General features: G+C 40.7%; 18 protein-coding genes and 1 pseudogene. 6 read left to right on the forward strand and 13 right to left on the reverse strand.

The annotated features are described in order from the left end of the window. Positions 1-13: 13 nt before the first annotated feature. Positions 14-1,570 carry an S-layer homology domain-containing protein gene (locus PUR_RS21090; RefSeq protein ID WP_179036938.1) on the reverse strand — a complete coding sequence of 519 codons (1,557 nt, stop codon included), beginning with the start codon at positions 1,568-1,570 and terminating at the stop codon, positions 14-16. A 475-nt stretch (positions 1,571-2,045) separates the two neighbouring features. Here PUR_RS21090 and PUR_RS26665 point away from each other — a divergent pair, with 475 nt between their 5' ends. The 3 genes from PUR_RS26665 to PUR_RS21105 all read left to right on the forward strand — a co-directional run bounded on the left by PUR_RS26665 (position 2,046) and on the right by PUR_RS21105 (position 2,912). After that, positions 2,046-2,201: a hypothetical protein gene (locus PUR_RS26665; RefSeq protein ID WP_442953736.1), complete on the forward strand. Its 156-nt coding sequence runs from the start codon at positions 2,046-2,048 to the stop codon at positions 2,199-2,201. 14 nt (positions 2,202-2,215) lie between these two features. After that, a complete protein-coding gene (locus PUR_RS26670) occupies positions 2,216-2,455 on the forward strand; it encodes an IS3 family transposase (protein WP_179036940.1) in 240 nt (79 codons plus the stop codon). A gap of 223 nt (positions 2,456-2,678) precedes the next feature. Further along, entirely contained in the window at positions 2,679-2,912 is a 234-nt protein-coding gene (locus PUR_RS21105) for a hypothetical protein (RefSeq protein ID WP_179036941.1), read from the forward strand. Positions 2,913-3,104: 192 nt separating this feature from the next. Here the strand turns inward: PUR_RS21105 and PUR_RS21110 are convergent, their stop codons facing one another. Together PUR_RS21110 and PUR_RS21115 are read right to left on the reverse strand one after the other, a co-directional pair. Then, positions 3,105-3,542, reverse strand: coding sequence for a DUF1572 family protein (locus PUR_RS21110; RefSeq protein WP_179036942.1), 438 nt, complete (start codon positions 3,540-3,542; stop codon positions 3,105-3,107). A gap of 212 nt (positions 3,543-3,754) precedes the next feature. After that, a pseudogene (locus tag PUR_RS21115) lies at positions 3,755-3,916 on the reverse strand (transposase); the annotation flags it as partial. Positions 3,917-3,932: 16 nt separating this feature from the next. Between PUR_RS21115 and PUR_RS21120 the strand changes: the two are divergent. After that, positions 3,933-4,085: a hypothetical protein gene (locus PUR_RS21120; protein WP_179036944.1), complete on the forward strand. Its 153-nt coding sequence runs from the start codon at positions 3,933-3,935 to the stop codon at positions 4,083-4,085. 26 nt (positions 4,086-4,111) lie between these two features. Here PUR_RS21120 and PUR_RS21125 read toward each other — a convergent pair whose 3' ends face one another. Next, entirely contained in the window at positions 4,112-5,476 is a 1,365-nt protein-coding gene (locus PUR_RS21125; RefSeq protein ID WP_179036945.1) for a nitrogenase component 1, read from the reverse strand. A gap of 31 nt (positions 5,477-5,507) precedes the next feature. Continuing rightward, complete coding sequence (locus PUR_RS21130; RefSeq protein ID WP_179036946.1) at positions 5,508-7,031, reverse strand: nitrogenase component 1; 1,524 nt, start codon at positions 7,029-7,031, stop codon at positions 5,508-5,510. Between the two features lie 298 nt (positions 7,032-7,329). Here PUR_RS21130 and PUR_RS21135 point away from each other — a divergent pair, with 298 nt between their 5' ends. Next, complete coding sequence (locus tag PUR_RS21135; protein ID WP_179036947.1) at positions 7,330-7,479, forward strand: hypothetical protein; 150 nt, start codon at positions 7,330-7,332, stop codon at positions 7,477-7,479. A gap of 45 nt (positions 7,480-7,524) precedes the next feature. Continuing rightward, positions 7,525-7,722 carry a hypothetical protein gene (locus tag PUR_RS21140; protein WP_179036948.1) on the forward strand — a complete coding sequence of 66 codons (198 nt, stop codon included), beginning with the start codon at positions 7,525-7,527 and terminating at the stop codon, positions 7,720-7,722. Positions 7,723-7,818: 96 nt separating this feature from the next. On the opposite strand, the gene PUR_RS21145 is transcribed toward PUR_RS21140, so the two are convergent. The 8 genes from PUR_RS21145 to PUR_RS21180 all read right to left on the reverse strand — a co-directional run bounded on the left by PUR_RS21145 (position 7,819) and on the right by PUR_RS21180 (position 14,996). Further along, positions 7,819-8,061: a transposase gene (locus tag PUR_RS21145; protein WP_179036949.1), complete on the reverse strand. Its 243-nt coding sequence runs from the start codon at positions 8,059-8,061 to the stop codon at positions 7,819-7,821. A 545-nt stretch (positions 8,062-8,606) separates the two neighbouring features. Beyond that, on the reverse strand, positions 8,607-9,392 hold the full coding sequence (locus PUR_RS21150) for a Cof-type HAD-IIB family hydrolase (RefSeq protein ID WP_179036950.1): 786 nt from the start codon (positions 9,390-9,392) through the stop codon (positions 8,607-8,609). A gap of 317 nt (positions 9,393-9,709) precedes the next feature. Beyond that, a complete protein-coding gene (locus PUR_RS21155) occupies positions 9,710-10,147 on the reverse strand; it encodes a GNAT family N-acetyltransferase (protein ID WP_179036951.1) in 438 nt (145 codons plus the stop codon). Positions 10,148-10,370: 223 nt separating this feature from the next. Beyond that, a complete protein-coding gene (locus tag PUR_RS21160; protein WP_179036952.1) occupies positions 10,371-10,991 on the reverse strand; it encodes a hypothetical protein in 621 nt (206 codons plus the stop codon). Positions 10,992-11,222: 231 nt separating this feature from the next. Then, positions 11,223-11,807, reverse strand: coding sequence for a hypothetical protein (locus tag PUR_RS21165; RefSeq protein WP_179036953.1), 585 nt, complete (start codon positions 11,805-11,807; stop codon positions 11,223-11,225). A gap of 159 nt (positions 11,808-11,966) precedes the next feature. Next, entirely contained in the window at positions 11,967-12,794 is an 828-nt protein-coding gene (locus PUR_RS21170; protein ID WP_179036954.1) for a hypothetical protein, read from the reverse strand. Positions 12,795-13,047: 253 nt separating this feature from the next. Continuing rightward, a complete protein-coding gene (locus tag PUR_RS21175; RefSeq protein WP_179036955.1) occupies positions 13,048-13,827 on the reverse strand; it encodes a hypothetical protein in 780 nt (259 codons plus the stop codon). Between the two features lie 215 nt (positions 13,828-14,042). After that, the gene (locus PUR_RS21180) at positions 14,043-14,996 is read right to left on the reverse strand and encodes a COG2958 family protein (protein ID WP_179036956.1); all 954 of its coding nucleotides are present in this window, start codon (positions 14,994-14,996) and stop codon (positions 14,043-14,045) included. Positions 14,997-15,242: the final 246 nt, after the last annotated feature.

Genomic DNA, 15,242 nt, shown 5'->3' on the forward strand with positions numbered 1-15,242 from the left:
TTCACTCCTTTCCTCATGGAAGTCCAAGCAAGGTATTGATCATTTTGCATGCTTCTGCTCTGGTTACATTGGCCTGAGGCCCCAACGTTTTATCAGAATAACCATGAATAATCCCATTTTTAATTGCTATTTCCATACTATCCTTTGCCCAGTCTGATACAGTAGCTTCGTCTATGAAGTCAAGCAAAGTTGCTGCACTGCTGCCCTGGAGCACTGGTGTTTTAGCTCCGTCACTGCTGCCCTGATACACTTCTGTTGTGACGCTGCTTTCCTTACTGTTGTCTTTGGAGGGATTCTTGTCTTTCAAATTCAGCCCCGATGCCCGGATCAGCATTACCACAAGCTGCTCACGTGTAACCTTTTCGTTCGGAGCAAATCTATCTGCATTAATGCCTTTAACAATACCGCTTGCAGCAGCAGTTGATATGTAATTCTCAGCCCAGTGGTTCTTGGTGTCATTAAATGAGATTGTAGTATTACTCTCCAAGTCAAAAGCTCTCACTAAGATAGCAGCGATTTCAGCTCTAGAATTATATTCATTCGGATGATATGTCCCATCAGCAAATCCATTTATTATCCCCAAATCAGCCAAGGCATTTATTTCATCCCTTGCCCATGAGTTTGCGATATCTGTAAAGTAGGTGAAGTTGTTTTCAGCAACCTCTTGATCCGCATCATCATCCGATCCCGGCTTTACCGATTTAAAATATAAGTTAATCGGGCTTGACATTGTGCTTCCGTTTTTCGCCGATAATTCCTTCACAACAACAATCTTGTACTCCGTACCCTCCTTCAGCGGCAGAATAGGCTTAATCACAAAATCATTGACCGTTTCCCCCGCTTTCACCTCAATAGGAATTGATTTGGTACCCTCTTCAAATAGGAAAAACAATTCGGAATTATACGTCAGCATTTCCGGTCCGGAAACATTAAAGGAAAAGGTCAGCGTTATAGATGTGTCCACAGGAACTCCTTTTTGCGAATTCTTTATGGACGACTCTGTCATATACAAAGGAGGAATCGTAACATTATTAATAGGAAGCGGTACTGTCGGACCCCACTTTATTACCTGAGGATCAGCAGATAGATTAAATAAAATCTCATACGGCGATCCAAGGCTGTTGCCCATGTTGGCGTATAAATCCTCATCTATGTACAGAATATAGTCGGTTTTTGGATCCAATCCTTCCGCATACACATAGAGATATTTTGATTCTTCGGTATGCTTAAGCGCTTGAGGATGAGGAGTCACTTTAACAGGAATTTCCTTCCCGCTCTTTGCTTCTTTCATATGAAACTTTGTCAGGTTTTTAGCATTATAACCGGTCATATCATAGCGGTCTTCCTGTGTCTCATCAATAAAGCCTACATTGTTTGAAAACTTCAAGTGAATTTCAAAGCTGCTGCTTTGTCCGCTTGCAATCTCAACCTCATCCAATTTCGGATACATCTTCAGCGGCCTTGTATTATAGGCCGCAAAAGCCGGAACAGTTGCCTGGATTATTAAAATAATCATCATCCAAACGCAAATCATCCACCGCATCAATTTTTTATAGTTGTCATTTTTCATAAAGTCCCCTTTTCCTTCACGTCGTCCATAACCAATCAGCCAATTTACTTATATAGTAATATAACTATCTATATCAAAAACACTAAATAAACAATTATTTAAATATGTTTCGTTATATTTAAGTATATTTCGTTATATTACAACATTATACGTCAATCACTCCGAATAACAATCAGAGTTTAACGTGTAAATTCAACAATTTTATTACAGGATGACTTTCAATGTAAATATCATGTAGTATTAAGCGACACAATTCTATCATAGGTTGAGACACAGGAGCGTGATAAATAAGTTATTTATTACAGAATGACTTTCGATGTAAGCATCATGTAGCATTAAGCAACTATAATGCTCCCATAGGTTGAGACATAGGAGCGTGATAAATAAGTTATAATAAAGCCATGGAAAAACGGAACGGATACACCCAGAGTTTAAAACGAAGGTAGTGCTGGAGATCTTACAGGAAGAGCAGACGGTGAACGAGATTCCCGCCAAATATGAAATGAGTCCCGTGATGATTAGCCAGTGGAAAGCCGAGTTTCTGAGCCGGGCGTCCATGGTGTTCGAGAAAGGGACAAGTGAAGCGGACAAGATGAGAGGGGAGTACGAAAGCAAGCAAATGAACCTTTAGCCGAGCGTAAGGCCATGGTTGAACGAGATCATCCCAAGATCACCATTAAACGGCAAGCTACGCTGCTTTCGGTGAACCGGACAAGCATGTATCGCTCAGCGCCTCCCTACTATGGTTATCGCCGAATGACACGGGCGCTGAAGAATCAAGGCTACCCTATGAACCGGAAGCGTGTACACCGCCTGATGAGGCTGATGGGGCTGGAGGCAGTGTATCCGCGCGACGGACAACAGCCGTACGGAACGATATTTTAAGTCTCTAAAATACGAGTGTATCTTTATTAAATGAGTTTGAACCCCCGTGATTTGCGAAAAGGCATTACGAATTACGTGAAATTCTATAACACTGAACGTCCCTTCGTGTCTTGACAATGGGGAGCATTACACAGCGCCGAAGCGATGCCCTCGGCTTCTCAAGTGTGTTATGATGTTTGAAAAATGTTATTGTTGTCAATTTTCTTATTAAGGGGTGAATCAAATGGCTATTAGTAAAAAAGAACTGAATGAATTAATTGACAAACTTTCTGAAAAAGATATTCCTCTTGTTGCTGATCTGGTAAAAAGGTTAATTCATCCTGCCGATTATTATATCCCTTATGATGATGAACCTTTAACCGACGATGACGTTCAAGCAATTAGAGAAGGCCGAGAAGAATTCATTCAAGGTAAGACCATTAAATTAGAGGATATCTTACATGACCTTCAAAATTGAATTATCGAATAGATCTGTTAAGTACTTAAATAAGCTCGATAAGCCCTTGAAAAAACGTATCTCAGATCATCTTTAACTTTTGAGTGAAAATCCTCGGAATTTGGAACTTGATATTAAGACCGATAGGTCCGCAGCGGGAATGCGGTGTTATCGGATGTTCTTGCCCTCTTGGAATTACTAAAGACATCCTTATTAGATTCTCTTCTTAGGTACTGATGTTGTTACATACTCTCTGTCCTTTATCATCTTCCCAATATAAAACACCTGTCCCATATGTTCTGAAAAGTGTGTCGCGCACTGTATCAATACATCTAAATTCGTTCTTTCCCTGTCTCTCACTAATTGTGTTTTCATAAATGTTTCTTCAATCATGCTCTTTGTCGTTTCAATTAATTCGCGCAACGATACATTCGTTATTTGAATTAACTCTTGTTTCGTCCTATAAAGTTCTTCAAATTCTTCATCTCGATTTCTTGTGTAATCTTTATTATTAATTCCTTTGCTAACTCTGTTACTAGATTCATTAGGACGCCAATTGACCTGTTCATCGCTTAACTGATCTAAAACTAATACTATCCTTCTCTGTATCTCCTCGAATTTCGCTATTAAAATGCTTTTTACTACATCCATGAGATCACCCATCCATTAATAGTTTTTTTAGTAGCTTTGCAGGAATTTCTGATAATGTTGTTGCATTCACGACGTCTCACTGGCTTAAGGCCCGCCAGGGCCTGGTGGCTTCGCCACTTAGCCAGTGCAGGTGTGACCGCCCGAATTTATCTTCCTGAAAATCCTCGGGCGAATCAAGGGACAGCTTGCTGGCCCGCAGCGTGAATGCAAACCTAAGCGAGCCACACCATAATTAAAGCCAGCGTCAAAAAAGCCATAAAGATACAGGCCAATTTGTCATAGCGAGTCGCCAATCGGCGGTAATGCTTCACTTGCCCGAAAAAGCATTCGATCATATGACGTTCTTTGTAGAGATCTGTCATACTGTCAGGAGGAACTGTTGGAGAGAGGGTGGTTCGCGGTAATGATAATGCAGAGCCGGGCTTCCTCCGGAAGGCTCCGAAGGAAGCGACGACGGCTTACGTGCAGTGGTGCAAGCGCAATAGAGCGAAGAGCCTGCAGGCTTCGGGAGAATCGAACACTCCGCAAGCTTTGCCCGGCTGATTCCATCAGCAGCGTCATGACGAGAGCTATGCGCTGGCGCTTATAGCGGTAGTGAATATTTTCTCAAGAAGCTGTAATGCACCTCTGTATCCGATATAGCTTTTGTTCAGAACCACTTCATAGGACGCCGGAAATCCGACTTCGACGATGTTGCCCTTCAGCGCCTTGGCCGTGTCTCTTTCCCATGTTGTTCCAAAAATAATCGGAGGCTTATGCCCAAAATCAGTCTCTCTCAATATTTTGCCGACGATATAGCCATCTTCAACAAAATCGACAGTGGTGGCGACATCATGAGCGAGCTTTTGATATTCTTGAGCGATGGCTTCTCTATATTTTTCCGGCGTATTATCGGTGATGATTTGTCTCCTTGGAATTAAGCCGAGCTGATTCACCAGAAACTTGTTTAAGGCCAGATTGTACGTGCTGTCCCCGACTACGGCATAGGTTGCCGGCAGCCCCCACCAATATTCGGAGTAGAAATCATTGAAATGTTCCAGGTAATAATAATATTCTTGCTCTTCCTGCTCGATAAACGACTCGGCTGGTGCAGGGTCAATACCCGCGTACTCAACGACCTGTCTAATAAATGCTGCTGTTTGCTGCGCACCGATAGGTAACACAGGGATGTGCAAATACGGCTGATTGTACTTTTGTTCCAGATGCTTGGCCGTTTTCAGCCCGAGCCATGGCGACACGACCAGATTAAACTGGGCATGAGGGATCGTCTTCCATTCCTCGACTCCACCCGATTTGCCGCCGAACAAAATATTGACTTTGAAGCCGGCACCCTCAAGAATCCGCTTCAGCTCGGTCAGGTCCCCGCGCCAGAATGTATTCTGATACGGCAGTTCCGACCAGACATTAATGAGCCCTTGTTCCCTGTGGTCCTTGTCAACCGCATATTTATCAACGTATTGATCAATGATGGCAGTAGTTATGATCTCATGGCCGACGAAGTTATTGCCCTTAAAGCCGCCGGTTTCGGCATACACAATGGGGACTCCCTGCTTCTGATATTTACTGACGACCGCTCCGACATCATCTCCGACCAATTCTCCGATGCACCCGTTCAGCACAACAAACAAGTCGCCCTCTATGATCTTAAGAGTGGATTTAATTAATTCGTCCAAGCGCTTCTCGCCGCCGAAGACCACTTCTTTCTCACCGGCATTGACGCTTGGAGAGACTGAGCCCCCCGAATACCCGCTGCCCTGAAAGCCGTTGTAAAAGGCAAGGCTGGTATATTGCTTGTCCATGCAGCCCGGTCCGCAGTGGCCGATGGGAACGGCGCCCGGAATGGATACGACGCTGTACAGGGCTCCGACGGCACAGCCGTAGCGCACTTGATTGATTGAATTGGTCTGCCCGTGCTCATTTTTGGTAACAGCCATGGTAGTTCTCCTTTTCTATGAAAATCATTGTTTACGCATCGATCAATTCCGGGTGCTTGGCGAGAATGTAGGGGTCTTTTTGTTCAAGCCACCACTTTTTGTAGGGGAGTTTTGCGTGCTTTTTCAGATCATCGTGAAATTTTTTATGGGCGAGAATGTTCAGAATCGCTTCACCCAGATTAACGATGCCTTCGTAGCCGATCGCGATATGTTCATCGCCCAGCGGGGCTGCGGGGATACCGAGCTTGGAAGCCAGCGGCGCGAGACCGTTATGTCTGATCAGGATAAAATCCGGCTTGACCTCCTGCAGCAAACCGTAAAATTGATACTGCTGCCTGTTGCTCACATTAAACGACGGGACCTCGCCGTAATGTTCAATCAGGTGCCCCAATGAATCCTCTCTGGCATCTCCGCTGTCATAAACGGGATCATGGTGGAACACTAGCGAGCCGTCTACCTGAATATCCAGCTCTCTCAATACTTGAATCAGTCCGTGGGCGTAAGCGGAGCCTGTAGCTACGTATCCTTTTAAGCCCTGAAGCTTCTTCTTAAGCTCGGCGATCTTCGGCTTCACTCTGGCGTGTTCCTTCGCGATGTACTGCTCTACAAGCTCTTCCCGATGGGTGACTTTGCCGAGCTCGCGAAGCCATGCATCGGTTCCGGCGAAGCCGTAGGGCATCGGAGCTTTGACTTCGGGCACGCCAAATTCCTGCTCCAGCGCCGCCGCCATATACGATGAGAGCGTATAGCAGAAGCCTACGGTTGCCGCCGCTTCAGACAATTGCTCGAGATCGGAGACGGATGCCATATCCACAACATAATTGACTCTTAGATTAAGCTCTTTGAACATAGGGGTAAAGATATCCGAACCCCAAAGACTGATGACATTGACGAGATCCTCTTGTTTTTTCGTGCTTTTTTTCACAATCTGTCGCAAAATGCCATGCTGGGTCGCGTCAAAGCCGGTACTCCAATGCTTCGATCTGAATCCTTCACAGAAAAGAGGAATGACGGGAATCCCCAGCTCCTCTTGTTTCTTCCTTGCAACACTTTCAATATCTTCGCCAATGATCCCGGTAGGGCAGGAGGTTCCTATGAAAATGGCTTTGGGCGAATATCTTTCCCATGCATCGTCAATGGATTGCTTGAGTTTGCCAAGCGCGCCAAACACCATATCCGTCTCCTGCAGGTTTGTATTGATAATTCGAATATTCTCGACTTTATGGCCTCTCATGGCCAATCCATTGCGGTAGATTGAATTGTAGGGAACTTGTCCGGCGCCGCAGCCGATAGGTGAATGCTGGATCAGCACCGCATCTCTGACATTGCCTGCCTGACATTCAACCATTTGCTCACTGCACACCGAGCCTTGAGTGAAAGGTCCTTTGGCTTCACACAGCCGGCATCCATCTTTATTGCTTTTACATCCGCTTCCTCTTTGCTGATAGCCTGATTGCGTGTGCAGATCCGATGCTGTTCCGTTCCAGGCGATGATTGTGCCGAGCCGCCGCTCGCGATTCTGAACTTCAGTCAACCTCAAATTGATCTTGCCCATTCGCTATCCATCCTCTCTTACCCCATTTGACGCCCGGTGATCCGTAAAGGCAATAGTCACAGTAATATTTCATACTAAATAGCTAGGATTTGTATACAATGACCAAAGTATATATTTACGTTCATATTCTGTCAATATATTCTATGGTTTATTTTGTAAAGTAAATTGCCAACAAGTTGAAAAAATCTATGAACAGGGGTATTTCCGCTTTTGCTGATCGGATACTTGTTCTGGCTCGATTGGCGGATGGCGCTTGTGCTGCTGGTTCTGGTCATTTTTGTGTTGTGGCTGCAGGGCCATGTGTATTGCCAGTGAAGAAGGGAAGCAGGATTACCGGGATTACAATTCTTTTCTGGAGGAAATGAACGCGGCGGGCGTCGAGTATGTGCGGGGGCATCCAGGCGGTGAAGATTTTCGGCGTGACAGCCAAATCCTTCCTGACCTTTAAGCGGGCAGTGGAAAAATACCGGGTTCTGTCGCATAAACCACCGATATGTACAAAGCCTCCTATAGCCTGTTTGTCGTGATCGTGCTCTCACTGATTTCCTTCGTCGTGCCTGTCGGCATGCTGCTGCTCAGCGGCGATCCAGGCAACCCGGAGTTTACGCTTACCTTTACCGTGTTAACTGCGTGGATTTGTGAGTGGATTTGGGTTGTCAAGCCTCCCCGGGATCAGCCAATGGCCTGCTGAAGGCCCCCCTTTTGTACCCGCTCCATATTAATGAACACGTACAATCGTCGCATCGATCATGATGCTTTCAAGGTCGGGTTCAATCGAGACATGCTCTTAAATCCAGTCCCAAATGCCGGCGATTTGCCAGCGGCGAACCCGGCTGTAGACGGTGGACCAGGAGCCGTAGGTTTCCGGTAAATCTCGCCAGGGCGCACCTGTTCGCGCCACCCACAGCATGGCATTCAGCATCTGGCGATGGTCTTTCGGGGTGTTCCCTCCTTGGGGTTTTCGTTCCGACGGCAGATGATCCTTGATTTTTTCCCATTGGTTATCACAGATTTCGTATCGTCTTATCACACCTACTATTTACCCAATTTTTAAAAAATCATAGTTTGCATACATGCCCTAGATATTCATTTGTTGGTATAAAAACAATTTCACCGTAACTGTTTCTACTTTCTCTAAAATTAAGGTTGCTATAGTAAAATTTCAGTAGTTCTTCTCTTAACGGTTATTTAATTGGGAAATCTTCCTAATTTTTATTGGTAGTTCGTTATAATACTCCACCGACAATTACCCCCAGAAGCCCGCTAACATATTGAGAATCTAACTTATAATCTTTCATAATTTTATAGGTGAAGAGTACTAAGAAAAGAACTATAACTATGAGTAGTAATGTATTTTTTGCAGTCTCATCCTCGATACTCCTTAAAAATATAATTATCAAGTGGTTTCATATAACGTTGGTGTATTCACGAACCCTCACCACCTTAAGAATCCGAAGGACCGGCCGCGACGCGGTTAGGTGGTGTAGAGTTGTCCGCTGAATCCGCTTCTTCGAAATCCATCTGGTGGACCGAGGGCCGAATGCCCGAAGTGGGAATACGTTGTTATACGCTGTGCTACTCTTCTTTGAAATACTTTTCTAGGCTTACAGCTACTCCATCATGATCATTGCTATCGGTTATTTCATCAGCAATTTCCTTCAATCCCTCAATAGCATTTGCCATGGCGATGGAATATCCAGCTTTCTTAAAAAGACCTATATCATTATGATCATCACCAAATACAATAACTGAATCCAGCTCTACATTATACAAATTGCATAGTTTAGTTATTGCTGACTCCTTAGATGCTAGGAGCGGCATGATTTGTATCAATTGATTATTATCCGTAGTTATTATATTTATTTTATCTTCAAACTTAGTAAACAGTCCCAGAATCTGATTATTTCCAGAGAGGAGTATCTTCGTTGCTTCATATTGCTTCATCTCATTTAAGGGTTTAACAATGGGGTTTGATCTTGCATTCATCGAGGTAATATAATCAAGCTCTATTAAACTAAACCACTCGTCATTCACTTCCATCGTGAGTTCAATCAGAGGATCATGCTGCAAACAGTAATCAAGAATTTCTGAAGTTACATTAGCAGGGATTGATTCACTAAATTCTATCTTAGATTTCTTACATATTACCTGTGCTCCGTTGTAATATACAAAAGCTCCGATATCCAATAAATCCTTAGGAAGAAACCAATTAACAGCCCTAGGCGGTCGAGCTGTAGCAATGATAATTCTCATTCCTCTTTGATAACACGATAAAACGGCTTCTAAGTTTCTCTTTGATACTTCTTTCTTAGAGTTTAATAATGTACCGTCCAAATCAAGGACTACTGTTGAATACTTCAATGATCCAACCCCCAATAACAAATCTCTTCGTTATTTCATCTAACGTTTCCGCATTCACGAACTCGATAGTCTTAAGGCGCGTCAAGCCGGGTCGAAGACTTAACCTCGTAGGGTTGTCTGCAGCATTAACTCCTCGCCTCTACTTCTGCAGACCAAGGGATCGTTAGGGCCCGCAGCGTGAATGTAATGTTAGAGGAAGTCATTGCTTTCTCTGCAATTCATCCATGATTCCTTATTTAGTACCATTTCAATATTATTCCATTCTTCGTTCTTTAAAGATCTATATACGTTTTCTGTTATCTTTCCTTTCTTAAATCCTACACTTCATAGCACTCAATTGCTCGCTTGTTGATATCATAGACATTAAGTTTTATTCTGTTCAATTGAAATATCTCAAATCCCATCTGAACTAATTGATAAAGTGCTCGCCTTCCTATACCTTGTCCCCTGTAACCTTCATCATCTTTCATTAAAAATCTTCCAATAATCGCTTCCTTATTGTTTATATCGAACCTACCTATTTGAATTGATCCTATTGGTTCGTTATTTGTTAAATCTTTAATCATATAAAGGTACACATCAGATTCTAACGAGTTGATTCCTTTAGAGTAATGTTCTTCCACCTGTTCAACGGTAAGAGGAAACTGATATGTTGGACCTGCCCATTGCATTAAAAAGTCTTGATCATGTTGATTTACCCACTCAACAACAACAGAAAAATCTGATGTATTTAAAGGCTTTAATTCTATCTTCATTGAATCTCCCCCAACATGGCTTTGCATTGATTTCTTCTAACGTTCTTGTATTCACGAGCCTGAAAGGCTTAAGGCGCGTCAGGCCGGGTCGAAGACTTAGCCTCGCAGGGTTGTCTGCTGAATCCATTTCTTCGAAAATGCTTCTGCAGACCAAGGGTCGTAAGGCCCGCAGCGTGAATACGATGTTATGTGATGCCGCCACATCTTCGAATCACTGAATAATTCACTTCCATGTTTCGTATTCTTCTACAAAAGCCATGCACCAATATCCTGTATTATCAATTATTGATATGGCTTTCCTACTATTTATAATCTTACTTAATTCATTGAAATGATAAGCTTCAATTCTATCTAAACTATTCACTTCATCATAATAACGATACATCATGAGCACTTCAGATCCTTGCTTCAAATTTCTTTCTCCTACCAAATTATTGAGATATGTTATTCTCTCTTTACTTTCAACATTTTGGATTCCTATTACATAATGTGGTACATAATACTCCTCTGTCTTACAAAATAATTTATCAATCGTTTCAATATCTTTTTTAAATAGATTTTCTCGTTCGAGATGTAGAACAACATATAAATAATTCTCTTTGTCGATTCTTTCATCCCATTTCCACCACGACAAGTCCATCGGCCGTGATCTACCATAATCCAAATTAGGTTTCGTATCTTCTACAAATGAGAATAGGCCAAGCATTTCACCCAAATTCGCAAAGTAATCAATCTCTCTTTTGGTAAACATAGAGCGATTAGTTGCTTGATGAAGGTTTAATTTTCTATAGTTCCTTACATATCCTTCCATAAAACTCATGAGATTGAATTGTTCTTTTGTCATTTGGTTCTCCTGTTTGTATTTTTAATTTTTTTTAGCGGTTTCACATAACGTTTCCGCATTCACGAACCCGAGAGGCTTAAAGCGCTTAAGCGCCGGGTCGTAGACTTAGCCTCGCAGAGTTGTCTGCAGCAATAACTTCCCCGCCTTTGCTTCTGCAGACCAAGGGAACGAAAGGGCTCGTAGCGTGAATGTTATGTTATGTGATGTGATGTAATCGACTTCTTTGATTTACTACATAATTACTTGTCGTAAGCTACATTCACTTATAGCATCCTCAATACTATCCTTATCTAAATTCATTTTAATTCCATCCGCTATGCTTTTCATTGGGAAAAAAGCCATTGTTATTTGTTCCTCTAAATAAAATATAATTCCGTAATCAAATCTAATTATTTCTTCACCGATGGTCTCTGCCCTATCATATATCTCTATTTTATTTACTTTTAATGATCTAGGCAGATTAAATGAATAATGTGGACCAAAATAGCATTTGCGATTACTATCATAATTTATTCCTTCGGGTTTTGTTGATCTTTCTATAGTTAATTTCCAGTAATAATTATAATGTTCTGTTTCAAGCCACTCATTCTTAATAATTTTAAAAAAAGTCTGGTTCAATTTGAATGCTAAAATTATAGTATGAACCAATATAAGACGATTTGTATCTGGTTTCCGCTCCTGGGAATTAATTATTTGTACTGTTCTTCCTATATAACTCTTTAAAATCATTATTTGTTCTTTATTTAAAAAAGAAGTGTAGGTTTTTATGTTATTCACCTGGTTTCCTATTATTTCACATAACGTTCTTATATTCACGAAATGACCCAGCCTTAGATAGCTCTTATCTTAGGCTGGGTCATTTGTTGTCTGAGCTCCTTCCATGATTATACATCTGACAACCTAGGGGTGGTAGCCCCGCAGCGTGAATACTATGTTATACGCAGTTGCATCATCTTCGATTAACATACTAACTCTTCATGAAGTACCAAAAAATCTTTGAATAACTGGCTCCATCGCTGCACCCAAGATGAAAATGATAATTGACCAAATAATTAATAACAATGGTGAGCTTCTTACTATTTCAATTACTCCTAAAAAACTTAATCCATATATCTCTGTTTTCTTTGACTTTATCTTGGTGTTATCTTGTTCTAGTAAATTCAATATTCTATCAACCATTTCAACTTTCCTCATAGTTGACATATGTAGCTTTAAATAGTCCTTATTTTCAAATGCTTCAGCTTCGTCTTTACCGGTAAGAGCATCTTTTGTGGAAATCGCATTTAAATGTGACATATTAAGTAACTGTCCTGATGGTTGATGCTCAACAAAATTATATGTATATAACTTACCTAAGATATCAGACAAGTCAAATTTTTGATCATCTTCAATTGTAAATGTTCTACCTCCTACGATCCTACACCTATTTGCGATTGCTTCAAACCCATAACTTGCATTTCTCATATTCCAATGTACCCAGCAATACGGACTATTTTTTTTAACATATGAATTAAATTCTGACAACATTTCTTTCTCCAACAAATCAATATCTTGTACTGATGCAACAGCTAAATTTATCTTTTTGAACTGAGCTTGCAAATGTATAGAGAACGCTTTAGATTCACCACTTGCTCTGTTTTTCACACAAATACTTGTAACACGAGGTGTTCTACCTTCAAGATTAAAAAATGATTCACACGAATAGTGAATCACTAAAGTTTTATTTCTATTACTTTTTAATTTATTCAGTTTTTCAATGCCTTGCTGTCTCTCATCTAATCTATGTGAACGAAAAATTCTCATAATTCCCCCTAGATAATGTAAATTATACTTTTCTATTTTATTTTTTTATTTCATAAAGTGCAATTGCGTATAACGTTTCCGTGTTCACAACGTCCCACCACCTTAAGGCCAGTAGGGCCGGCCACAATGCGGTTAGGTGGTGCGGATGTGTCACGGTAATTACTCCCCGACTTATCTCCCGGGACCAAGGTAGCCTGTCTGCCGATGCGTGAACACATTGTTATACGACATTGACTCTTCTTCGCTTCCGCTTTCAAAAATTATTCTTGTTAATAACCATCATAAATATAAGTCCATTAATTAGATCAATAAACTTCTTTGTTTCATCTTCTGAAGGAAAGTATTCACTTTGAGTAACTTTGGTCTTTAGTGAAAATATGGTCATTAACATTTGTTTTACTTCTGTTTTATCATATCCATTAACAACTGCTAATTCTGTAACAGTAGGTCTAAATCCGATTAATCCTGGATTATTCTCTTGCCAGGCTTTCACGTACTTATCAAATACAGTAAATGCATTTATAACTTGATCTATAGGTTGTTGATCAGAATTATAATCGATTGATGGCAAATATTTAATATCAGGTAGCTTAAACTTCTGTGATTCTGGCTCCATTAATCTGACATATCGCTCAGGTAAAATGTTGTTAAAGTCCAGTTGTAATTCTTCGGTAGCAAATCTTTTTATAAAATGATATGCAACATCTACAAGAAACTCGGTTGTCATCTCATCAGGCGTAATGCCCTTATGTTGAATTGTATTGCGTAAATCATGTATCTCTTGAAGTCTTGGTAATTCTATTATCTTGATTTCTTTTAAACTATTTAGTGTTTCATGTAATGAGAGTGTGTTGCCATCAGACTTATATATTGATTTACCAAGTTGAACTACTTTTTCTTTTAAGAACAATTCTAATGCATGATCTATGTGAAGAACGGCAAATTTTCTGCTTACAATAGTGCCATCTAAATAATGTTCAACTCCATGTTGGAACGATTCAATGGCATGATTCAGCATTGGTGAAGTCTTCATAAAACTTACCTCCAAAAATATTCTCTAATCAATTTCGTATAACGTTTCCGCATTCACGAACCCGAGAGGCTTAAGGCGCGTTAGCGCCGGGTCGGAGACTTAGCCTCGCAGGGTTGTCTGCAGCATTAACTCCTCGCCTCTACTTCTGCAGACCAAGGGATCGTTAGGGCCCGCAGCGTGAATGCTTTGTTATCTGATGGAATGCCAGCCTTGAATTAACTTCCAAAATCCTTATTTCTTAAATAAACATCCATCTCATCATCTGTCTTGATCGGATCATACTCACTCTTTACTTTTCCTATCTTAATATCCTCAGTTATATGTATAAAAAACTTTTTGAAGTTTTCATTAAGTCCAATTAGTCTATCTATTGTAGTCCAATCAAGATCACTTCTATCTCTAGCTGGTAATATAATCTCGCTCTGTGATACAACCTCACTATTAAGCTTGATAATCCCAATACCAAAAGCACTACTTAACCTTTGTAACTCGTTCATCAATTCCGCATCATCTTTGATCTCTAAACAAACTAAATATCCTTCATTAGCCCAACTTGAATTCGAGACAGCTTGAAAATAATACTCTCTTAAATTAGAAAAATTCAAATTAACTTTAAGCTCAAATGAATATAGTTTAATCGAATTTACTGATAGTGATTTCTGTACATCAGTGGTCAATTTATCGAAATCTTCAAACGGAAAATAAACTCCTACAATATCTGGATGAATCCATTTATTTTCACCTTTTTGCTTTTTAAGCGAGTATTCGTGATAAATTGTGCGAGAATATGCCTTAAAGTGTTGATCTTCATTAATAAATTTTACGAGTATAGGATGCAAATCTCGTTCATTAAACTTATAATTTTTTTTGAATTGCTCTTTACTTTCTAATTTTTTCTCTATCTCTGAAGGAATTTCTTCTTCCTGATATTCTCTTAAATAAAATCGAGTTGGACGTTTTCCAACCTTAACATACTTCGAATTTAAATTATCTCTCATATTCACATAAATTCTTGCGCTAATAGTCTTCCATGGAGTCTTACCTACACTACCAACTTTCTTATCGACCCCTAATTCTTTTGCTTTATCCCATATCTCTCGCTCAGATAGAGGTTCTTTTACCTTTTTGAATACTTCATCTATTAAATCGAAGAATGAATAGGAAGCCATTGAATTTCCCCCTCTTGAATTACACTATTATAATCATTTTATTTAGTAAGCATTCTTTCAGATAACGTTGTTGTATTCGCGACGTTCATTCACCCTAAGCTGCCAGAGTCTTGCGTCGAGCACGATCTCGGCTGGCCGCGATGCGGTTGGGTGAATGGATGTGGCCTGGCAACTACATCTTCGACTTATCTTCCGGGACCGAGGCGGCTTGTCCGCCGATGTGTGAACACATTGTTATCTGATGCC

It is taken from the genome of Paenibacillus sp. URB8-2 (genome assembly GCF_013393385.1).
Classification (GTDB): Bacteria; Bacillota; Bacilli; order Paenibacillales; family Paenibacillaceae; genus Paenibacillus_AQ.

What these genes read in the sequence shown, in the direction of transcription:
- PUR_RS21130 (WP_179036946.1), bottom strand. Translation starts at nt 7,031, where the DNA reads ATGGGCAAGATCAATTTGAGGTTGACTGAAGTTCAGAATCGCGAGCGG.
- PUR_RS21125 (WP_179036945.1), bottom strand. Translation starts at nt 5,476, where the DNA reads ATGGCTGTTACCAAAAATGAGCACGGGCAGACCAATTCAATCAATCAA.
- PUR_RS21090 (WP_179036938.1), bottom strand. Translation starts at nt 1,570, where the DNA reads ATGAAAAATGACAACTATAAAAAATTGATGCGGTGGATGATTTGCGTT.
- PUR_RS21155 (WP_179036951.1), bottom strand. Translation starts at nt 10,147, where the DNA reads ATGAAGATAGAATTAAAGCCTTTAAATACATCAGATTTTTCTGTTGTT.
- PUR_RS21170 (WP_179036954.1), bottom strand. Translation starts at nt 12,794, where the DNA reads ATGAGAATTTTTCGTTCACATAGATTAGATGAGAGACAGCAAGGCATT.
- PUR_RS21160 (WP_179036952.1), bottom strand. Translation starts at nt 10,991, where the DNA reads ATGACAAAAGAACAATTCAATCTCATGAGTTTTATGGAAGGATATGTA.
- PUR_RS21175 (WP_179036955.1), bottom strand. Translation starts at nt 13,827, where the DNA reads ATGAAGACTTCACCAATGCTGAATCATGCCATTGAATCGTTCCAACAT.
- PUR_RS21135 (WP_179036947.1), top strand. Translation starts at nt 7,330, where the DNA reads ATGTGTATTGCCAGTGAAGAAGGGAAGCAGGATTACCGGGATTACAAT.
- PUR_RS21105 (WP_179036941.1), top strand. Translation starts at nt 2,679, where the DNA reads ATGGCTATTAGTAAAAAAGAACTGAATGAATTAATTGACAAACTTTCT.
- PUR_RS21110 (WP_179036942.1), bottom strand. Translation starts at nt 3,542, where the DNA reads ATGGATGTAGTAAAAAGCATTTTAATAGCGAAATTCGAGGAGATACAG.
- PUR_RS26670 (WP_179036940.1), top strand. Translation starts at nt 2,216, where the DNA reads ATGGTTGAACGAGATCATCCCAAGATCACCATTAAACGGCAAGCTACG.
- PUR_RS21180 (WP_179036956.1), bottom strand. Translation starts at nt 14,996, where the DNA reads ATGGCTTCCTATTCATTCTTCGATTTAATAGATGAAGTATTCAAAAAG.
- PUR_RS21140 (WP_179036948.1), top strand. Translation starts at nt 7,525, where the DNA reads ATGTACAAAGCCTCCTATAGCCTGTTTGTCGTGATCGTGCTCTCACTG.